At 56.3% G+C, this 14,917-nt stretch carries 18 protein-coding genes; 7 read left to right on the forward strand and 11 right to left on the reverse strand.

What is annotated here, in order from left to right; genetic code table 11:
- Positions 1-177 precede the first annotated feature (177 nt).
- On the reverse strand, positions 178-372 hold the full coding sequence (locus AC1DIS_RS28395) for a hypothetical protein (protein WP_081625797.1): 195 nt from the start codon (positions 370-372) through the stop codon (positions 178-180).
- A gap of 178 nt (positions 373-550) precedes the next feature.
- On the opposite strand from AC1DIS_RS28395, the gene AC1DIS_RS28400 reads away from it, so the two are divergent.
- From AC1DIS_RS28400 to AC1DIS_RS28410, 3 genes are all read left to right on the forward strand, one after another.
- Positions 551-745 carry a hypothetical protein gene (locus AC1DIS_RS28400; protein WP_018927982.1) on the forward strand — a complete coding sequence of 65 codons (195 nt, stop codon included), beginning with the start codon at positions 551-553 and terminating at the stop codon, positions 743-745.
- A gap of 290 nt (positions 746-1,035) precedes the next feature.
- On the forward strand, positions 1,036-1,221 hold the full coding sequence (locus AC1DIS_RS28405; protein WP_172901198.1) for a hypothetical protein: 186 nt from the start codon (positions 1,036-1,038) through the stop codon (positions 1,219-1,221).
- A 264-nt stretch (positions 1,222-1,485) separates the two neighbouring features.
- On the forward strand, positions 1,486-1,740 hold the full coding sequence (locus AC1DIS_RS28410) for a hypothetical protein (RefSeq protein WP_018927980.1): 255 nt from the start codon (positions 1,486-1,488) through the stop codon (positions 1,738-1,740).
- Between the two features lie 187 nt (positions 1,741-1,927).
- Here the strand turns inward: AC1DIS_RS28410 and AC1DIS_RS28415 are convergent, their stop codons facing one another.
- Complete coding sequence (locus tag AC1DIS_RS28415) at positions 1,928-2,341, reverse strand: CBS domain-containing protein (RefSeq protein ID WP_018927979.1); 414 nt, start codon at positions 2,339-2,341, stop codon at positions 1,928-1,930.
- Between the two features lie 327 nt (positions 2,342-2,668).
- Between AC1DIS_RS28415 and AC1DIS_RS28420 the strand changes: the two genes are divergently transcribed.
- Positions 2,669-3,244, forward strand: a complete 576-nt coding sequence (locus AC1DIS_RS28420) for a hypothetical protein (RefSeq protein ID WP_111453847.1) — start codon at positions 2,669-2,671, stop codon at positions 3,242-3,244.
- A gap of 317 nt (positions 3,245-3,561) precedes the next feature.
- Here the strand turns inward: AC1DIS_RS28420 and AC1DIS_RS28425 are convergent, their stop codons facing one another.
- Positions 3,562-4,305, reverse strand: coding sequence for an anti-sigma factor family protein (locus AC1DIS_RS28425; RefSeq protein WP_477781241.1), 744 nt, complete (start codon positions 4,303-4,305; stop codon positions 3,562-3,564).
- Positions 4,298-4,810: a sigma-70 family RNA polymerase sigma factor gene (locus AC1DIS_RS28430; protein WP_007941935.1), complete on the reverse strand. Its 513-nt coding sequence runs from the start codon at positions 4,808-4,810 to the stop codon at positions 4,298-4,300. The genes AC1DIS_RS28425 and AC1DIS_RS28430 overlap by 8 nt, the downstream gene beginning before the upstream one ends.
- A gap of 153 nt (positions 4,811-4,963) precedes the next feature.
- Between AC1DIS_RS28430 and AC1DIS_RS28435 the strand changes: the two genes are divergently transcribed.
- Both AC1DIS_RS28435 and AC1DIS_RS28440 read left to right on the forward strand, forming a co-directional pair.
- Entirely contained in the window at positions 4,964-5,932 is a 969-nt protein-coding gene (locus AC1DIS_RS28435; protein WP_018927975.1) for a metallophosphoesterase family protein, read from the forward strand.
- 14 nt (positions 5,933-5,946) lie between these two features.
- Positions 5,947-6,255 carry a cupredoxin domain-containing protein gene (locus AC1DIS_RS28440; protein WP_007941931.1) on the forward strand — a complete coding sequence of 103 codons (309 nt, stop codon included), beginning with the start codon at positions 5,947-5,949 and terminating at the stop codon, positions 6,253-6,255.
- A 163-nt stretch (positions 6,256-6,418) separates the two neighbouring features.
- Here AC1DIS_RS28440 and AC1DIS_RS28445 read toward each other — a convergent pair whose 3' ends face one another.
- Genes AC1DIS_RS28445 through AC1DIS_RS28455 form a run of 3 tightly spaced genes read right to left on the reverse strand, consistent with a single transcriptional unit; the run spans position 6,419 to position 9,102 of the window.
- On the reverse strand, positions 6,419-7,063 hold the full coding sequence (locus AC1DIS_RS28445) for a TetR/AcrR family transcriptional regulator (protein WP_477744581.1): 645 nt from the start codon (positions 7,061-7,063) through the stop codon (positions 6,419-6,421).
- On the reverse strand, positions 7,050-7,901 hold the full coding sequence (locus tag AC1DIS_RS28450; protein WP_477744582.1) for a 3-hydroxybutyryl-CoA dehydrogenase: 852 nt from the start codon (positions 7,899-7,901) through the stop codon (positions 7,050-7,052). The genes AC1DIS_RS28445 and AC1DIS_RS28450 overlap by 14 nt, the downstream gene beginning before the upstream one ends.
- Before the next feature lie 16 nt (positions 7,902-7,917).
- Positions 7,918-9,102: an acetyl-CoA C-acyltransferase family protein gene (locus AC1DIS_RS28455; RefSeq protein ID WP_064617060.1), complete on the reverse strand. Its 1,185-nt coding sequence runs from the start codon at positions 9,100-9,102 to the stop codon at positions 7,918-7,920.
- Positions 9,103-9,234: 132 nt separating this feature from the next.
- Here AC1DIS_RS28455 and AC1DIS_RS28460 point away from each other — a divergent pair, with 132 nt between their 5' ends.
- Positions 9,235-10,251, forward strand: coding sequence for an AraC family transcriptional regulator (locus AC1DIS_RS28460; protein WP_064617061.1), 1,017 nt, complete (start codon positions 9,235-9,237; stop codon positions 10,249-10,251).
- Between the two features lie 358 nt (positions 10,252-10,609).
- Here the strand turns inward: AC1DIS_RS28460 and AC1DIS_RS28465 are convergent, their stop codons facing one another.
- The 4 genes from AC1DIS_RS28465 to AC1DIS_RS28480 form a co-directional block, all read right to left on the reverse strand.
- Complete coding sequence (locus AC1DIS_RS28465) at positions 10,610-11,284, reverse strand: polysaccharide lyase family 7 protein (RefSeq protein WP_477744583.1); 675 nt, start codon at positions 11,282-11,284, stop codon at positions 10,610-10,612.
- A 326-nt stretch (positions 11,285-11,610) separates the two neighbouring features.
- The gene (locus AC1DIS_RS28470; protein WP_018927969.1) at positions 11,611-12,339 is read right to left on the reverse strand and encodes an XRE family transcriptional regulator; all 729 of its coding nucleotides are present in this window, start codon (positions 12,337-12,339) and stop codon (positions 11,611-11,613) included.
- Between the two features lie 184 nt (positions 12,340-12,523).
- The gene (locus tag AC1DIS_RS28475; protein ID WP_032834034.1) at positions 12,524-13,057 is read right to left on the reverse strand and encodes an HD domain-containing protein; all 534 of its coding nucleotides are present in this window, start codon (positions 13,055-13,057) and stop codon (positions 12,524-12,526) included.
- Between the two features lie 358 nt (positions 13,058-13,415).
- Complete coding sequence (locus tag AC1DIS_RS28480) at positions 13,416-14,846, reverse strand: IS1182 family transposase (protein ID WP_477744694.1); 1,431 nt, start codon at positions 14,844-14,846, stop codon at positions 13,416-13,418.
- Positions 14,847-14,917 lie beyond the last annotated feature (71 nt).

Below are 14,917 nucleotides of genomic sequence, written 5' to 3' on the forward strand. Positions count from 1 at the left end.
GGGTAATATTGCCCCGCGTTCACCACCACGGTTTATGCATTTTTATAGCCCAGGCGTCCATCAGCTGCCTGGGCTTTTTTTTGCCTGGCATTTGGGGATGACTTACAAGCACGCTGCCGGCGAAGCGCCAGCAGCGTCGGTGATGAGGTGGGTAAGCGCTATTGCTAAAACCTGTTGTTACCCGGCCGGATCAGCCTTGCGCCGATCACTGCCAGAAGGATTGCCAGTGTTTATAAGCCTTCTCTCGACCAGGACATTTCGCAGGGCCTGGCGTGCCGAAGGATCCAGTTGATGTTCTCTCTCCTTGAGTTCAAGCAAGATGGGGCTGGACCAGCCACGATAGGTTTGCTCGGTAATACGAGTAGGCGTCATCTATCTCTCCCTTGTGAGTCGCCCGACAACACAGTGGGCGAAGTCCTGTACGATAAAGATCCTAGTCGAGGAAACGATTTGTCGCCAGCGATTGGCAGTGCCGACTGTCCTGCACAACGTAGGTTGTTGGTGATTCGGGCGTAAACTGAAGAGGCTACCTCATCAAAAGGAGCCGCATATGATCGCCGACCAAACGATTAGACAGGCGTCGGAGCAAAGCACTGTTTGGGACCAATATTTCTGTGCTGCGCTGATTGCCGAAAGCCATCTGACGGCACCGGTGGTAGGAGAAACCACCCACGAAGACAGGCAAAACATGCTGATCCAAAGAGCCAAAGCGCTCGCCGACAAGATGCTTGAAAACAGAAGATAAAACGGAGCCCGGCCATTGCGGCCGGGCTCTTCACTTATCGCCCCTTTGACAGGTCACCTGGCCAGGCTGTCACTGGGTGGCGCGATGGACTGCCCCCGGTTTTTTTGGGCGCTGAGTTCTTTGTTCGTGGATCGTCTACAGTTGGTAATTCATGGATACGGAGATCGAACATGAAGTGCTTAATTTGTCACGCTGTCTCTAACACTGTTCATGTGGCTGAAGACTGGTCAGAAGTTGCATGCTCGGCTGGATGTGGACGCTTCAGGGTCTCGGCCAACCTGATTAAAAGCATGAAGGGCAGGAACGAATCCTTTGACATCGAGCGCACAAGACAATGGCTCAAGATGTCCCGCAATGACGAGCCGGTGCCGTTGATATCCCGCTATGACTACAACGTTGCCTTGTTGCATCGCGACACCGGGGAGAAGTCGGTCATCGCGCCGAGTCGCTCCAGGCAGCCGCTGACTTCGGATTAGATTCCGCCCCGGCTGTAACGCCACCCTCGGTAGGCGCTGCCCAAGGCTGCGATCTTTTGATCTTCAGCGGCTTCTGAACGATCAAGAGATGCAGCAGCTGCCGAGCGACGCCTAACGTTCGACTGTCGTGTAAAAACAAGCAACCTCCTTGGATCGCCCGTGTCGATATAAACATATCCGCGCTATTCGTCATCACACCTGTCCAGGTTGCCAGCGTTTATGGCGGGCTGAAAGCGGCTATAGCTGAATGTTCAGGAGGTGGCTATGAACTGTCCGCTGTGTGGCAATACCAATGCGCTGGAAGATCTTTCGTTCGGGGGCGGATTGCGCATTCATTGCGAACCGTGTGGTGGTTTCTATCGAATTTCATCGACCCTGCATGCCTTGGCTGAAGGAAAGTCTTATGACACCGAGCGCGCTCGAACCCGCCTGAAGAAGAAGCGTGAAACCGGCAAATTGGAGGATCAAGAGCCGGCGCTAGGCCCGGAAGACAAAGACCTACTCATCGAGCCGGGCTAATGTGTCGCGCAAAGCGAATGCAGTTCAGCGAAGGGTGCGTTGCGTGGGGGAAGGGGCAGCGACTATTTACAGAAGGACTCGCCTGGCCTTGAAGCCGAATTTCCAACGGATTCCAGGTCAGGCGAGCGTTTCGGATCCATGGGGCTTTAATCCTGATGAACACTTGAACGGCTCATTATCCAATCGGTTAATGAGCCTGTGCCACGCCGCACAAAACAGTCGCGGCGGCGGACTGAGATCGTGTGCTGGCAATGTTTCCCAGCGATACGACGCCAACCAGACGCTTGTCTCGGTTAAGCACGGGCAGGCGACGGAGGTGGACGTCCGCCATGTTTCTAGCGACATGCTCGATGTCTTCATCCTCATAGCAATAGCGGATGCCGCCACTCATTATTTTACTGATAGGGGTTGTTCCGGTGAGTCCTTCGGCGACGGCTCTGATGGCGATGTCCCGGTCCGTGATCATGCCAATCAGGCGCTCTTGCTCTTCAACCATAATGGCGCCGCTATCGATCCTGGCCATCATGCTTGCAGCCTCCTGGATCGTCTGGCTTGGTTTGGCTGTTAAAACATCTTTCGTCATAACTTCCGAGATCTTCATGAAAAAGACTCCTTTTAAAGGGATGCTTCAGTGATTACTGACTGTCTATTTTTCGACTTGGAGGGGATGTACAGGGTTCAGAATGTTTTGTCTCCGCTCGTCATCGTGGTGAACCGGGATTCTCCAGCGCCGCTCATTGAGCGGCGTTTTCGTATTCGGGCGTTGCTCAAGGAACAGCGCAACACCGCAAACGTGCGAGAGGGCAGGCGGCTTCGGATGGATGGTTGAGTTTGTAACTTGCTCGATACAAATAATAATCCGTATCATTTAGTTTCAAATCAAGGGTGCGAGGGAGTGCATTGCCCACATAAAAATAAGGTTCAGGTAATGCTCAAAATGCTACTCGTGTACGGTCATCTGATTGCCACCTGTATTGCTCTGGGGAGGGTGCTGCAGGCAGATCAAAAGCTATGGAGCTGGCGCAAGGAGGTGTTGAGCCAAGTGCAACGTGAGTATCTCGACGAGACTCAAAAAATCGTCATGCTCGCGCTATTGGCTCTTTGGGGAAGTGGCTTGCTGCTGGTGCTCCAGGGTTACCTCTATGAGGGGACCACGTATCTGCTCAATCAAAAGCTCTGGGCCAAGGTGAGTGTTGTCGCGCTGCTTAGCCTCAACGGCGCTTTGTTGCATCGAATCGGTTTTCCGCTGCTGCAGAAAGCTCCCTTTGTTTTGTTAAACAGCTGCGCCCGGACTCGCCTTGCCCTGTTGGGCGCTCTCTCAATGAGTGGCTGGTCATTTGCTGCATTCCTGGGGGTGGCTCGAGCGTGGAATCACGTGCTGCCTTACTTGCATGTGATGGGGGCTTTTGCCGTGTTCTCGTTAGTGGCTTGTGCAGTGGCGTGGATAGTTGCCAGCACAGCGGGTGCCATGGATGATGAGTGGTCGCGCACTGGCAGTGAGTAAAACCTGATTACGCCGGACGCTGAACGACGAACCATTGCGCGTAGGGGCGCGTGCATTCGTAACAGAAATGCCGACCTGTTAGGCAGTTCAGAGTTCTTCGAACATGAAGATTCCTGGCCCGCCGTTCACCGGCGGGCTGTTCAGGTTTATTCAGAATTGTGTTCGGGACACTGGGCGCAACTCTGGATAGAGTTCTCACCGCTCACCCAGCTTCGGTTCTTTACCAAGCACGGAGTGCTAGGCCTTGGTTGGGCGAGCACCCATTTTTGATTGTTCTCGACAGAGAGAATGACGGCGCACGCGAAACCGTGCTCCCTTCAGACACCGTCCCTGAGCAACTGGCTGAACGCCTCCAGTTCACTTTTTTCCACATCGGAAACCAGCACGAAACGCATGTGGTTGGCTTGCCAGGACACCACGTTAAAGCCACGAATCGTCTGGGTCTGCCGCGGTTTGTCTGCCTCCGGCACGGGCAGGATAAACACATTGATGATGTGCTTGGCCCTCCCATAACTCAGCGCTGCCRTGGTCTGGTGTTGTAGATAATCCAGCCGCCCACCCAGTAATGGAAATCCCTGCGCCGAGTAATCGAATACCGGCGGCGAGAAGTCGAGTTTGCCGGTGAACCAGGGCTTCACGGTGTGGCGGTCGGAGGACACCACATCGTTCAGATGCTCGCCCATCAACGAGCGGACATGGCTGGAGACAGCCTCGTCCATCAGAGGTTGCTCGCTGCCCGGCGTCATCACATAAAGCACTGCCGCCAAGGCCAGCGCCGCCGTAGAAAACGTCGGAGCGAACCATTTCCGCCAGCGTTCGACGGCGCGAGTCGCGGGAGCACCCGCGGCAAACACGCTGGCCGCTAACGATGTCGGCGCCGGGTAATACGGCGCCTGGCGCTTCACACTGACCTTCAGCAGTTTCACTTCATCATGCAGCCGCGCGCACTCGGGGCATGCGGCCAGATGCGCAGCTACATCCGCAGCCGTCGCAGGATCGAGTTCGTGATCCAGATAACCATGCAGCCGTGTCTGGCAAACCGTGCAGTCGAGTTCATTCATGATCGTGCAACTTCAGTAGTTCGAGCTTGAGCATCGCGCGCCCCCGGGCCAGTCTCGACATGACGGTGCCGATGGGGATATCGACCACCAAAGCGATGTCCTTGTAAGGCATGTCTTCGAGTTCTTTCAGCACAATCACCTCACGAAACACCGGCGGCAGGGCGCACAGCGCTTGCTGGATCAACGCCGCGTTTTCGGTGTGAATAGCCAGCAATTCCGGGGTCTGGCTGTGGCTCAGTGCCCCTTCGTCATCGCCAATGTCGTCATCGAAAGCAACCCAATGGCGCCCGGCCGAGGCTTTGAGCCAGGTGTAGCTTTCATTGCGCACGATGGTCAGAAACCAGGCCTTGGCGTTGCCATCGGCGAAACGCTGCAAAAACCTGAAGGCGCGCAGGGCACTTTCCTGCACGACATCGCGTGCGGCGGCGTCGTTGCCAGTGAGCCAGCGCGCGAGGTTGTAAGCCGCGTCCAGATGGGGCGCAATCAGGTCCTCAAATCGCTTCATAGTGGCTTCCGTACTGTCACACCCCTATAACCGTGGTGCGTGGTCTTTTATTCCCTGAAAAGAATTTGTTTTCCAGCACGGAATAAACACTCATCCCGCAAGGTTTACCTCGTGTCAGCTACATCACTGTAGTCCGCCAGCGAGGACATACCGATGGACATTCAATCAAAACACCCATTGCGCACCGACGACTTGCTGAACCCTGACCGCCGAACGCTGCTCAAGTGCTCGGCGTGGGCCGGGGCAGGGGTTATCTGGGCCCTGAGCGGCGGCATTCCCCGGGCCTTTGCGCTGGATGAGGCAGGCAACGTCGCCGACCCCAAGGCACTGGCCAGCACGTTTCACTTCGTGCAGATCAGCGACTCGCACATCGGCTTCAACAAGGAAGCCAACCCGGAGCCGGCAAAGACATTGCAGGTGGCGATCGACAAGGTCATCAAGCTGCCAAAACCACCGTCGCTGATTCTGCATACCGGCGACATCACGCACCTGTCCAAGCCTGAGGAGTTCGACACTGCGGCACAGTTGCTCAAGGGGCTGCCGTCCACCGTGCATTACGTGCCGGGTGAACACGACACCCTCGATGAGGGCGGCGGCAAGCTTTACCTGGAGCGATACGGCAAGGGCACCAAAGGCAATGGCTGGTACAGCTTCGATGACCACGGCGTGCATTTCATCGCACTGGTAAACGTCTTCAACTTCCAGGCCGGTCACGAAGCCACCCTTGGCGCCGATCAACTGGCCTGGCTGGCCGATGATTTGCGGGCGGTGACGACCAGTACACCCATCGTCGTGTTTACCCACATTCCGCTGTGGACGATTTATCAGCCGTGGGGCTGGGGCACCGAGGATGGTGATCAGGCGATTGCGATGCTGCGCAAGTACGGTTCAGTGACGGTATTGAACGGCCACATCCATCAAGTCATCCAGAAGGTCGAAGGCAACATCACCTTCCACACCGCCCGTGGCACGGCTTACCCACAACCTGCACCGGGTGCGGCGCCGGCACCGGGGCCGATGACGGTGGCCGCCGATCAATTGCGCAATTACCTGGGGATCACCGATGTGCGAGCGACACAGGGCGATCATCCGCTGGCGCTGATTGATTCGACACTGGTCTAGGGGAGGGCGGTCAGATGAAAACGCGACTGTTGGCGGTGGTGTGCCTGATGCTGTCGATGCCGGCGTGGGCTCAGGAGGTGAAGATCGATATCAAGGAGTTCATGTTTGCACCCAAGGATTTGACCGTGGCCGTGGGCACCAAAGTGACGTGGGTGAATGACGACCAGATTCCGCACACGGTGGCAGAAACCCACAAGGTGTTTCGCTCGGGGGCGCTGGATACGAATGACAGTTTTTCCTGGGTGTTCAATACGCCGGGAGAGTTCGAGTATTTTTGTGCGCTGCACCCGCAGATGATCGGGAAGATTGTGGTCACCCAGTAAACAAAGGGCGCTGGAAGGTCAAAAGACCGCAGCCTTCGACTGTTCCGACGTCTGCCGGCTCAACCAGCAGGTATCCCCAGAAATGACAAAGCCCCGAATAATCGGGGCTTTGTCGTACGGAATCTGCTGACGACTCAGTTCGAGGAAGAGCCGCATAGGCTTGTTATTTCGTAGTTGGCTGCTTCGTACTGTCGCCCGCGTTGGCAGTCGTCGCCCAATTACGCGTCTTTGGCGCCAATAATCGCTCGATGGCGCCACTCACCATGTTTTCCATCAAATTATCGCGCTCTTGTTCATCCAGCGAATGTTGCATCAGCCAACTGGGCGCGCTATTGAGCAAGGCTGCAATGGCTCGACCCGCGGCCCGTTGCGCCGGTTCGCTCACGCGGGGTTTGGCTCCGAGCATCAGCAGCAATTTGCGTTCGTATTGCTCACGCAAGTGGCGAACCTGTTCCTGCTGCTCCTCGTTGAGGCAGCCACTGTCGCGCTCCGCCAGTCGAAAATGCCAGGGCATTTCCTGGTGCAGACTCAGGTGGGCGCGGATCAGGCTGTTGAGCCTGTCGCGTTTTGCCGGCACCTGTTGTTCAAGGCGCCCCAAGGTTGCCAACAGCTCTTCGTAGAACTCCTCGATCAAGTCGAGCAGCAAGTGCTGCTTGCTGGGGTAATGGTGATACAACGAGCCTGGAGTGAGCCCCAGGCTTGTCGCCAGCTCACGCATGCCGACCTGACCGAAACCCTTGCTGGCAAACAGCTCCAGCACCTTGCCCCGGTACTCGGCAAACCGTGAGCAACGCTCAGGCATAGGCATGGAAGCCACGTCCCGTTTTACGCCCCAGGTAACCGGCGGCGACCATTTCCTTGAGCAGCGGTGCAGGGCGATATTTGCTGTCATTGAAGCCGTCGTAAAACGCTTCGAGAATGGCCAGCACCGTGTCCAGACCGATCAGATCCGCCAGAGCCAGTGGCCCGATCGGCTGGTTGCAACCCAGGCGCATGCCGGCGTCGATGTCTTCGGCGCTGGCCAGGCCTTCCTGAAACACCAGGATCGCTTCGTTGATCATCGGCACCAGAATCCGGTTGACCACGAAGCCCGGACGGTTGCCCGCGGTGATCGCGGTCTTGCCGAGGGTTTTTGCCATGTCCAGCGCCAGGGCGTGGGTGGCATCGCTGGTTTGCAGGCCACGAATCACTTCGATCAGGCCCATCACCGGCACCGGGTTGAAAAAGTGCAGGCCGATGAAACGCTCAGGCTGGCTCACGCTGGCGGCGAGTTGGGTGATGGACAGCGACGACGTGTTGGAAGCAATCACGCACTCGGCGCTGACCTGAGCGGCGATCTGTTGCAACACGCGCAGTTTCAGATCGAGGTTTTCGGTGGCGGCTTCGATCACCAGTTGCGCGTTCAGCAGGCTGCCGTAATCAGTGCTGGTGCGAATCTTGTCGAGGGCGGCGAGTTTTTGTTCCTGCGTCAGCGCGTCCTTGGCGACCTGCCGATCAAGGTTTTTATCGACGGTCGCGATTGCCTTTTGCAGAGCGCTCTCGGAAATGTCGATCAAGGTCACGTTGAAGCCGGCCAGGGCGCAGACTTGCGCGATGCCATTGCCCATGGTGCCGGCGCCGATAACGCCAATGTTCTGTAGGTTCATGCGTATGTCCTTGTGATCAAACCCGTTCGAACAACACGGCGATGCCTTGGCCGCCACCGATGCACATGGTCGCCAGGGCATAACGGCCCTGACAGCGGTGCAGTTCATGAATGGCTTTGGTGGCGATGATCGCGCCAGTGGCGCCCACCGGATGGCCCAGCGAGATGCCCGAACCGTTGGGGTTGACCTTCTGCGGATCGAAGCCCAGCTCTTGCGCTACGGCACAGGCCTGGGCGGCGAAGGCTTCGTTGGACTCGATCACGTCAAGATCGGCAACGGTCAGGCCGGCGCGCTTGAGCACCAAACGGGTGGCGGGAATCGGTCCCAGCCCCATCATTGAGGGCTCAACGCCTGCGTGGGCATAACCCACCAGTCGAGCCATGGGCTTGAGACCCTGTTCCTGAACAGTTTGACCGGTGGCCATGATCAGTGCGCCGGCACCATCATTGAGACCAGACGCGTTGCCGGCGGTGACGGTGCCGTCCTTTTTGAACGCCGGTTTCATGCGGCTCAATTGCTCGACGTTGACCTCAGCCCGTACATGCTCATCCGTCGCAAAGGAAACCGTCCCTTTGCGGGTCGCGACTTCGATCGGCACGATCTGCCCGGAAAAACGCCCCTCGGCAATCGCCCGGGCAGCACGCTGTTGGCTGAGAAGCGCCAACTCATCCTGGGCCTGACGCGTGATGCCATAGTGCTCGGCGATATTTTCAGCGGTGATCCCCATATGGAAACCGGCAAACGGGTCTTGCAGTGCGCCAAGCATGTAGTCGACGGCCTGCATGTCGCCCATTCGTGCGCCCCAGCGCGCCTGCGGCAACAGGTACGCGCCGCGGCTCATGGACTCGACGCCACCTGCCAGCGCAGCGCCCGCATCCCCCAGCATCAAACTTTGCGCGGCACTGACAATCGCCTGCAAACCCGAACCGCAAAGACGGTTGACGTTGAAGGCGGGAGTCTCTTTCGTCAGGCCGGCATTCATCGCTACGACCCGGGAGATGTAGGCGTCGCGTGCCTCGGTCGGGATCACATGCCCCATCACCGCGTGGCCGATATGCTCGGGCGCCAGGCCAGATCGTTCGATAGCGGCGCGGCAAACATCGGTTGCCAACTGAATAGGCGGTACATCCTTGAGTGAACCGCCAAAGCTGCCGATGGCAGAACGGACGGCGCTCACTACAAAAATATCGGAATGGTTCATGTTGGCTCTCTTGAACAGGTCTTTTTTGTTGAGCACGAGTCTAGAATCAGCAGCGCCGCTGGCCTATGCCAAAACTGTTCAAGGGTGATGGCGTTTTTTGCCATGTTCAGATGTAACGAGAGAGGCATTCAAATGCGGGAAACGGATTCGGTGGCGGTTTACTTCATGTATCCCATGATCCATGCGTTGCGTGAGAAGCCGCAGCGTTTGCGGTCACTCCTTGAACAGGTGGGAATTGATCCGGCACTGATGGATCAGCCGACAGCACGGGTGCCGGCCACGGCTTTCGCCGCGTTGTGGCTGGCGCAGATTCGTGAGTTGAACGATGAATTTTTCCAGTTGGACTCCCATGGTATGCCGCCGGGCAGTTTTGCCTTGATCTGTCGGGCATTGATTCAGGAGCCGACGCTGGAAAAAGCCATGCGTCAGTGCCTGGCCAATTTCGCGTTGTTCCTGCGTGATTTTCGCGGCATGTTGAGTGTGCGTGGCAAGCGTGCGGTCATCAGCTTGCAGACCCGCTCGCAGAACAGCGAGGTCAGCCGGCTGGGCGAAGAAACGTTTCTGGTGTTGATGATCAGTCTGCTGTGTTGGCTAGGCGGGCGGCGAATTCCCATCGATCGTGCGGACTTTCGTCATCAGCGTTTGTCGCTGCGTGATGACGCCTTGCTCTGGGGGCCCAACCTGACCTTTGGCACCGAACACACCGAAATCGAGTTCGCCAGTCACTACTTGCGGCTGCCGGTGGTTCAGGACCTTGCCTCGCTGAAAGTGTTTTTGCGCACCGCACCTCAATGGCTGGTGATCCGCTTCCGCAACCAGCATGGGCTGGCATCGCAGGTTCATCAGCGCCTGCGCCATAGCCATTACAGCGAATGGCCGACCTTGCAGGACTTCGCCCTGGAACAGCACCTGAGCCCCAGTACCTTTCGCCGGAAACTGGGACGTGAGGGCTGTTCGTATCAGGAAATCAAGGATGAAGTGCGGCGCGGGGTGGCGTTTGAACGGTTGCGCCAGAGTAAGGCGAACATCAGCGATATTGCCGAACAGTTGGGGTTTCAGGAGCCGAGTGCGTTTCACCGCGCCTTCAAAAAATGGACGGGGGAGAGCCCGGGGCAATACCGTTTGCGGTTTCAAGGTCGGGATGATTGACCCATCCGGGAAGTCTTTTGTGGTCTGTTTAGTTCGAGACGTGTTGAGCATTGCGCTCGGATATCTGCCTCAACCGAGAATCGCTTTTCCAGTGGTGCATTCAGGTCGTGAACTGATCAAAAGCCACTCGGCTGCGCTCATCCGTGCCGTGCGCAGCGGGGGTGATCTGCGCGAGGTCGTCACCTCTGGCTCTGCCTGCGCCGGTCTCTGMCCGGCGTACTCAGTGGCTGGCCTGATTAACAGTCAGGTGCCTGCTTTGCTACAGATCACACTCCGATGCGCTCTCAATGAGAGGGGCGGGCAGTTATCGTCAGGCTGACGTGACGCTGGTTGTCATGCTCGCACGAAATGCGCGATTTCAGAGGTGGGTGATGGAAAGGTCGCTGATGATGCAGACCGAACCGTCTTGCGGGTCAGTGGTGTCGGAGTAATCGATCTGGTTGTACACACCGCCGTGGAAGGCGAGAGTTTTCGTGTCCCAGGTGTTGTCGAGGCGCATGATTGCAGAGGTGGATTTGACGCCATTACAGCTCGCCGAGACGGATACAGCGCCGTTCGAATTGGCGTGAATGTTGATTTTGAAAAGTGCACCGAGTGGCACGTCTTCCAGAATCGTCGTGTTCACCGGGTCTTCCTGGAGATAGCTCGACCGAAATCCCATCGTGATTCGGCCTTTGTTCCAAAACACTTTTACAGGTGGCCTTTCCGAACCCTGAACATGAATCTGGCTGATCACAACCTTCTGCAGCGAGTTGACCTTCGTGACTCGCATTTCTTGTCGGTTCCAGTGGTCAGCAGCGCTGGCGAACAACCAATAGCCCGGCTCTTTCCACTCGCAGCGCGTCCGCAGGGTGCTCTTGCTCGAAGCACCGAGCGTCGGCGCCGTCATTTGCAGCGAGCCATCTGGAAGCATCGAAACAACTTCCGGGCATTCAAGCAGTGCCCGCCAGCCGATCAATTCAAGCGCGATCGGGTTGGTGTCGGAGATTGGAAGCGGTGTAGCGATTGTGTAGTTGCTGATGTCTACGGTCATGGTCATTTCCCTATTTCATTTGATGTCACCCTTTGCTCAGTTGAGCCTTACTTTTGGTGCTGCTGGGCCTGTGATGCGTTGGCTTGGACTTGAATATAGGTATACCCGTAATTTGTGTCAATGGGTATTCCCATAATTCAGCGCTCCCACATTCTTATGGTGAGAGGGAGTCTGCATTTGGTGAGATTGGATGCGCTGAAATTCTTCTTGGGAGTGCGGCCACGCGCAGTACGACGAACGCCTCAAGCTCGTCCAGGCATTGAGGAGTGGCGTCCAGCAGAGCGTTGTTCTGCCAAGGCTGCAACCGTTGGAGCCAACTCAGCCCTTCAACGCGAATACATCGCCCACCAGAACACATGCCCCAGAATTGAAATCTGCTGCTCCTGGATTTGCTGGAACGTGTAGTCCTCGTCCGGATGTTCGTCTCGGTTGAAGCTTCGCAGGCGAATTCCGGTGGGCGTGCGGTACACCTGTTTGACCCTTAGCTGGCCGTGGTGGTTGATCGCGTACATCTCGCCGTCGACGATATCGCTCAATGTGTTCTTGCCAACGTTCACGCCAACCGTGGCGCCGTCGCGCAGCACCGGCAGCATGCTGTTGCCGCTCACCGCGACGCACTTCGCGTTGCTGAACTGAACGTTGTTGTGGCGAAGGTCTTTCTTGAAGAAGCGCAGCCTGGCGCTGGTGCTTTCGGCAATCGCGAATCGGCCGGAGCCCGCTGCTAACTCCACTTCCTGGAGAAATGGCACGTAAACCTCGTCGTCATCGAGCGGGGTTTCGTCATCCCATGTCTCAATGTCTGACATTGCCACGTTTGGTTGAGTGCGCTCAGCGGTTACTGCAACACCTTTGAGCATGTCGCCACTGCCTTCAGCGAGCCACATAGGGGAGACACCACAGACCGAAGCAATCTGAGCAGCAAAGGCTGTCGCCTTCGATTTGCCGCGCTCAAGGTCGGAAATTGATGTCTGCGTGAGGCCGGCGCGCTCGGCAAGCTCGGTCTGGTTTAGACCGGCATGGCGACGGGCGATTTTGAGTCTTTCTTTAAATTCCATCCGCGAAGTATTACGGGCGTTCCCATACTTTTGCAAATCGGTATTCCTATAATTATGTGGTATGGGTGTTCCCGTATGGGCGGTCCCCCCCAAAGCGCTCAATGTCTGGAAGCAATGCGCGCCGTGCAACGACCACAAGTCCGGTAGCATTGTGATCACCACAGCCTGGGTGGGCTCACTAAATTCAGAGCCGCATCATTGGCAGTGGGCTCAATGGGTTCGTTAGCAGTCGTTTGAGCGAAAGCTGAACTAAGCGAATGTGAAATCCTGCATCAGGAAAGGCCGAGAATATCTCACGTCGCTTCTGTCGTGAGAGTCCAAAAGTAACCGCACCACGGGAGACGTCGACCCAATCGGCTTTGCGAAAGACCTCTGCAAGGTTCTGTGGATCGCGATGGGACCGAGTTATTTTATGGTGGTTGCGAATGATCAAGATAATTTCTTGCGCCCAATCCAGCTTGTCGATTTCCTGAAGGAAGTCTTCTGCCAATTGCTCTGAGGGGGGCAAATAATCAAACGTCTTGGCCGTCCATATACCAAGATCATGAAATACCCCGGCCAAAACTATCTTTTCTAGATTCACAGCGTCCAGCGTACTGAGCGAGCAACAAAAGTTGATGACTCGGTACACATGATTTCGGTATCCGGTGAAGTCATTGCCGAGGTTTCCGGCATAGCGCTGAAGCAGTTCGTCCAGCAGCTCAATTTTGGTGAGCACTGTTCCATCCTCCTTGTTTGGAGGGGGCTACTTTATAGGCTTGGATGCCTTGCATAAAGGCGCCCAGTGGAGAATGCGAAATTGCACTCCACTGGAACACCCGTTTGCATCGACCTGACCAGTCATTTGCATTCGTTCTGACTACCGATTGCATCGGATTCGAGCAGCATGCTTTGCAACCATGTACGGCAGAGAACGGTCCAGAGTGTGTAAAAACGCTCATAACCTGATCGTCTTGAGCCATTGACGTTCGTTGGCTGAGCGATCGCACGGTCAATGCTTCGAGTCGCACCGGTCGCGACCTGGAACACGTAACGTTGTTTTTACAGCCTCTGGAATGGGCCAAAACCAGCCTTTTTTATGCCGACAGCGCCTTCATTAAACCGTTAGCACCAATGATTTTCATGACCCGTTTCAAGTTGTAGGCGAGCACATTCAAGCTCATCTCCGCGCTCACCCCAGCCAGCTTTCGTGTCAGGAAGTGCGTTGCACCCATCCATTGTTTGAGCGTCCCGAAGGGATGCTCAACAGTCCGTTTTCGGACGCGCATCATCTCCGGTGCTTTGCTCAGCCTAAGCTGCATTTCCTCCAATACAGCTTCATGCTCCCAGCGTCGAATTCGTCGTTCCGTGCTCGGGGTGCACTGCGATTTCAACGCGCAGCCCCGGCATTTCGAACTCCAGTAACGATGCAAATTCAGGCCTTTTTCAACGTAGGAGTAGTGCCAGACCAGCGCCTCGCCAGCCGGGCAAATGTATTCGTTTTTTGCCGCGTCATATATGAAGGCATCGTTATTGAAACGCCCGTCAGCCTTGGCTCCAGAGGTCATCGGTTTGGGCACATAGGCGGTGATACCGGCATCGTGACAAGCGAGGATTTGTTCGCTTTTGAAGTAACCTCGGTCCGCCACTACCGACAACGTTTCTGACGCCATCGCCTCGCGGGCTTGCTTAGCCATCGAGCTGAGTTGATCGCGGTCGGAACCAACGTTGGTCACCTCATGCGCAACGATCAAATGGTGCTGCGTGTCGACCGCTGTCTGCACGTTATAGCCAACAATTCCCGTGCCGCGCGTCATCATGGATCGGCTGTCTGGATCGGTCAGTGAGACCTGTTTATCCGGTGATTCATTGAGCTGGATTTCGATCGCCTGAAGCTCCTTCATTTGAGTTTTGAGCTTGGCGATTTTCTCTTCCAGCCGCACGGCACTGGGCTCGGAAGATGGAGGTTCTTGCCGATCAGCAGCATCGAGTGCTGCCAGGTAACGATTGATACTCGATTCAATTTCTTCCATGCGCCGTTTCAGTTTGGCGCTGGTGAAATTGCGGTCGCGGTTGTTGACGGCTTTGAACTTACTGCCATCGATCGCGACCAGATTTTCTCCGAATAATCCCAACTGCTGACACAGCACAACGAACTGGCGACAGACGCCTCGAATGGCCTTGCTGTTGTCCTTTCGGAAGTTGGCGATGGTCTTGAAATCCGGCATCAAACGTCCGGTCAACCACATCAGTTCGACGTTACGTTGGGCTTCTCGCTCCAGGCGTCGGCTCGACTGGATGCGGTTGAGATAACCGTAGATGTAGATCTTCAACAAGACCGAGGGATGGTAAGCAGGTCGGCCAGTGTCGGCTGGAATGGCACCTTCAAAACCCAGATTGACCAGGTCGAGTTCGTCGACAAAGACATCGACTACGCGTACCGGATTGGTATCGCTGACGTAGTCGTCGAGGCTCTCGGGAAGTAAGGTGCCTTGGCCTCGATGTTCACCTTGGATAAAGCGCTTCATGGGCGATCCTTGCGATGAAATCCTCAGAAATCATAGCAAGGGTTCGCGGAGGCGTTTTTACACACTCTGGG

This window comes from Pseudomonas sp. 05N433, from assembly GCF_056396925.1.

Bases quoted from the DNA above. Each gene is read 5' to 3' on its own strand.
- AC1DIS_RS28460 (WP_064617061.1), top strand. From the start codon at position 9,235: ATGCGGGAAACGGATTCGGTGGCGGTTTACTTCATGTATCCCATGATC.
- AC1DIS_RS28440 (WP_007941931.1), top strand. From the start codon at position 5,947: ATGAAAACGCGACTGTTGGCGGTGGTGTGCCTGATGCTGTCGATGCCG.
- AC1DIS_RS28450 (WP_477744582.1), bottom strand. From the start codon at position 7,901: ATGAACCTACAGAACATTGGCGTTATCGGCGCCGGCACCATGGGCAAT.
- AC1DIS_RS28430 (WP_007941935.1), bottom strand. From the start codon at position 4,810: ATGAAGCGATTTGAGGACCTGATTGCGCCCCATCTGGACGCGGCTTAC.
- AC1DIS_RS28470 (WP_018927969.1), bottom strand. From the start codon at position 12,339: ATGGAATTTAAAGAAAGACTCAAAATCGCCCGTCGCCATGCCGGTCTA.
- AC1DIS_RS28400 (WP_018927982.1), top strand. From the start codon at position 551: ATGATCGCCGACCAAACGATTAGACAGGCGTCGGAGCAAAGCACTGTT.
- AC1DIS_RS28420 (WP_111453847.1), top strand. From the start codon at position 2,669: ATGCTCAAAATGCTACTCGTGTACGGTCATCTGATTGCCACCTGTATT.
- AC1DIS_RS28435 (WP_018927975.1), top strand. From the start codon at position 4,964: ATGGACATTCAATCAAAACACCCATTGCGCACCGACGACTTGCTGAAC.
- AC1DIS_RS28415 (WP_018927979.1), bottom strand. From the start codon at position 2,341: ATGAAGATCTCGGAAGTTATGACGAAAGATGTTTTAACAGCCAAACCA.
- AC1DIS_RS28445 (WP_477744581.1), bottom strand. From the start codon at position 7,063: ATGCCTATGCCTGAGCGTTGCTCACGGTTTGCCGAGTACCGGGGCAAG.
- AC1DIS_RS28465 (WP_477744583.1), bottom strand. From the start codon at position 11,284: ATGACCGTAGACATCAGCAACTACACAATCGCTACACCGCTTCCAATC.
- AC1DIS_RS28405 (WP_172901198.1), top strand. From the start codon at position 1,036: ATGAAGGGCAGGAACGAATCCTTTGACATCGAGCGCACAAGACAATGG.
- AC1DIS_RS28455 (WP_064617060.1), bottom strand. From the start codon at position 9,102: ATGAACCATTCCGATATTTTTGTAGTGAGCGCCGTCCGTTCTGCCATC.
- AC1DIS_RS28480 (WP_477744694.1), bottom strand. From the start codon at position 14,846: ATGAAGCGCTTTATCCAAGGTGAACATCGAGGCCAAGGCACCTTACTT.
- AC1DIS_RS28395 (WP_081625797.1), bottom strand. From the start codon at position 372: ATGACGCCTACTCGTATTACCGAGCAAACCTATCGTGGCTGGTCCAGC.
- AC1DIS_RS28410 (WP_018927980.1), top strand. From the start codon at position 1,486: ATGAACTGTCCGCTGTGTGGCAATACCAATGCGCTGGAAGATCTTTCG.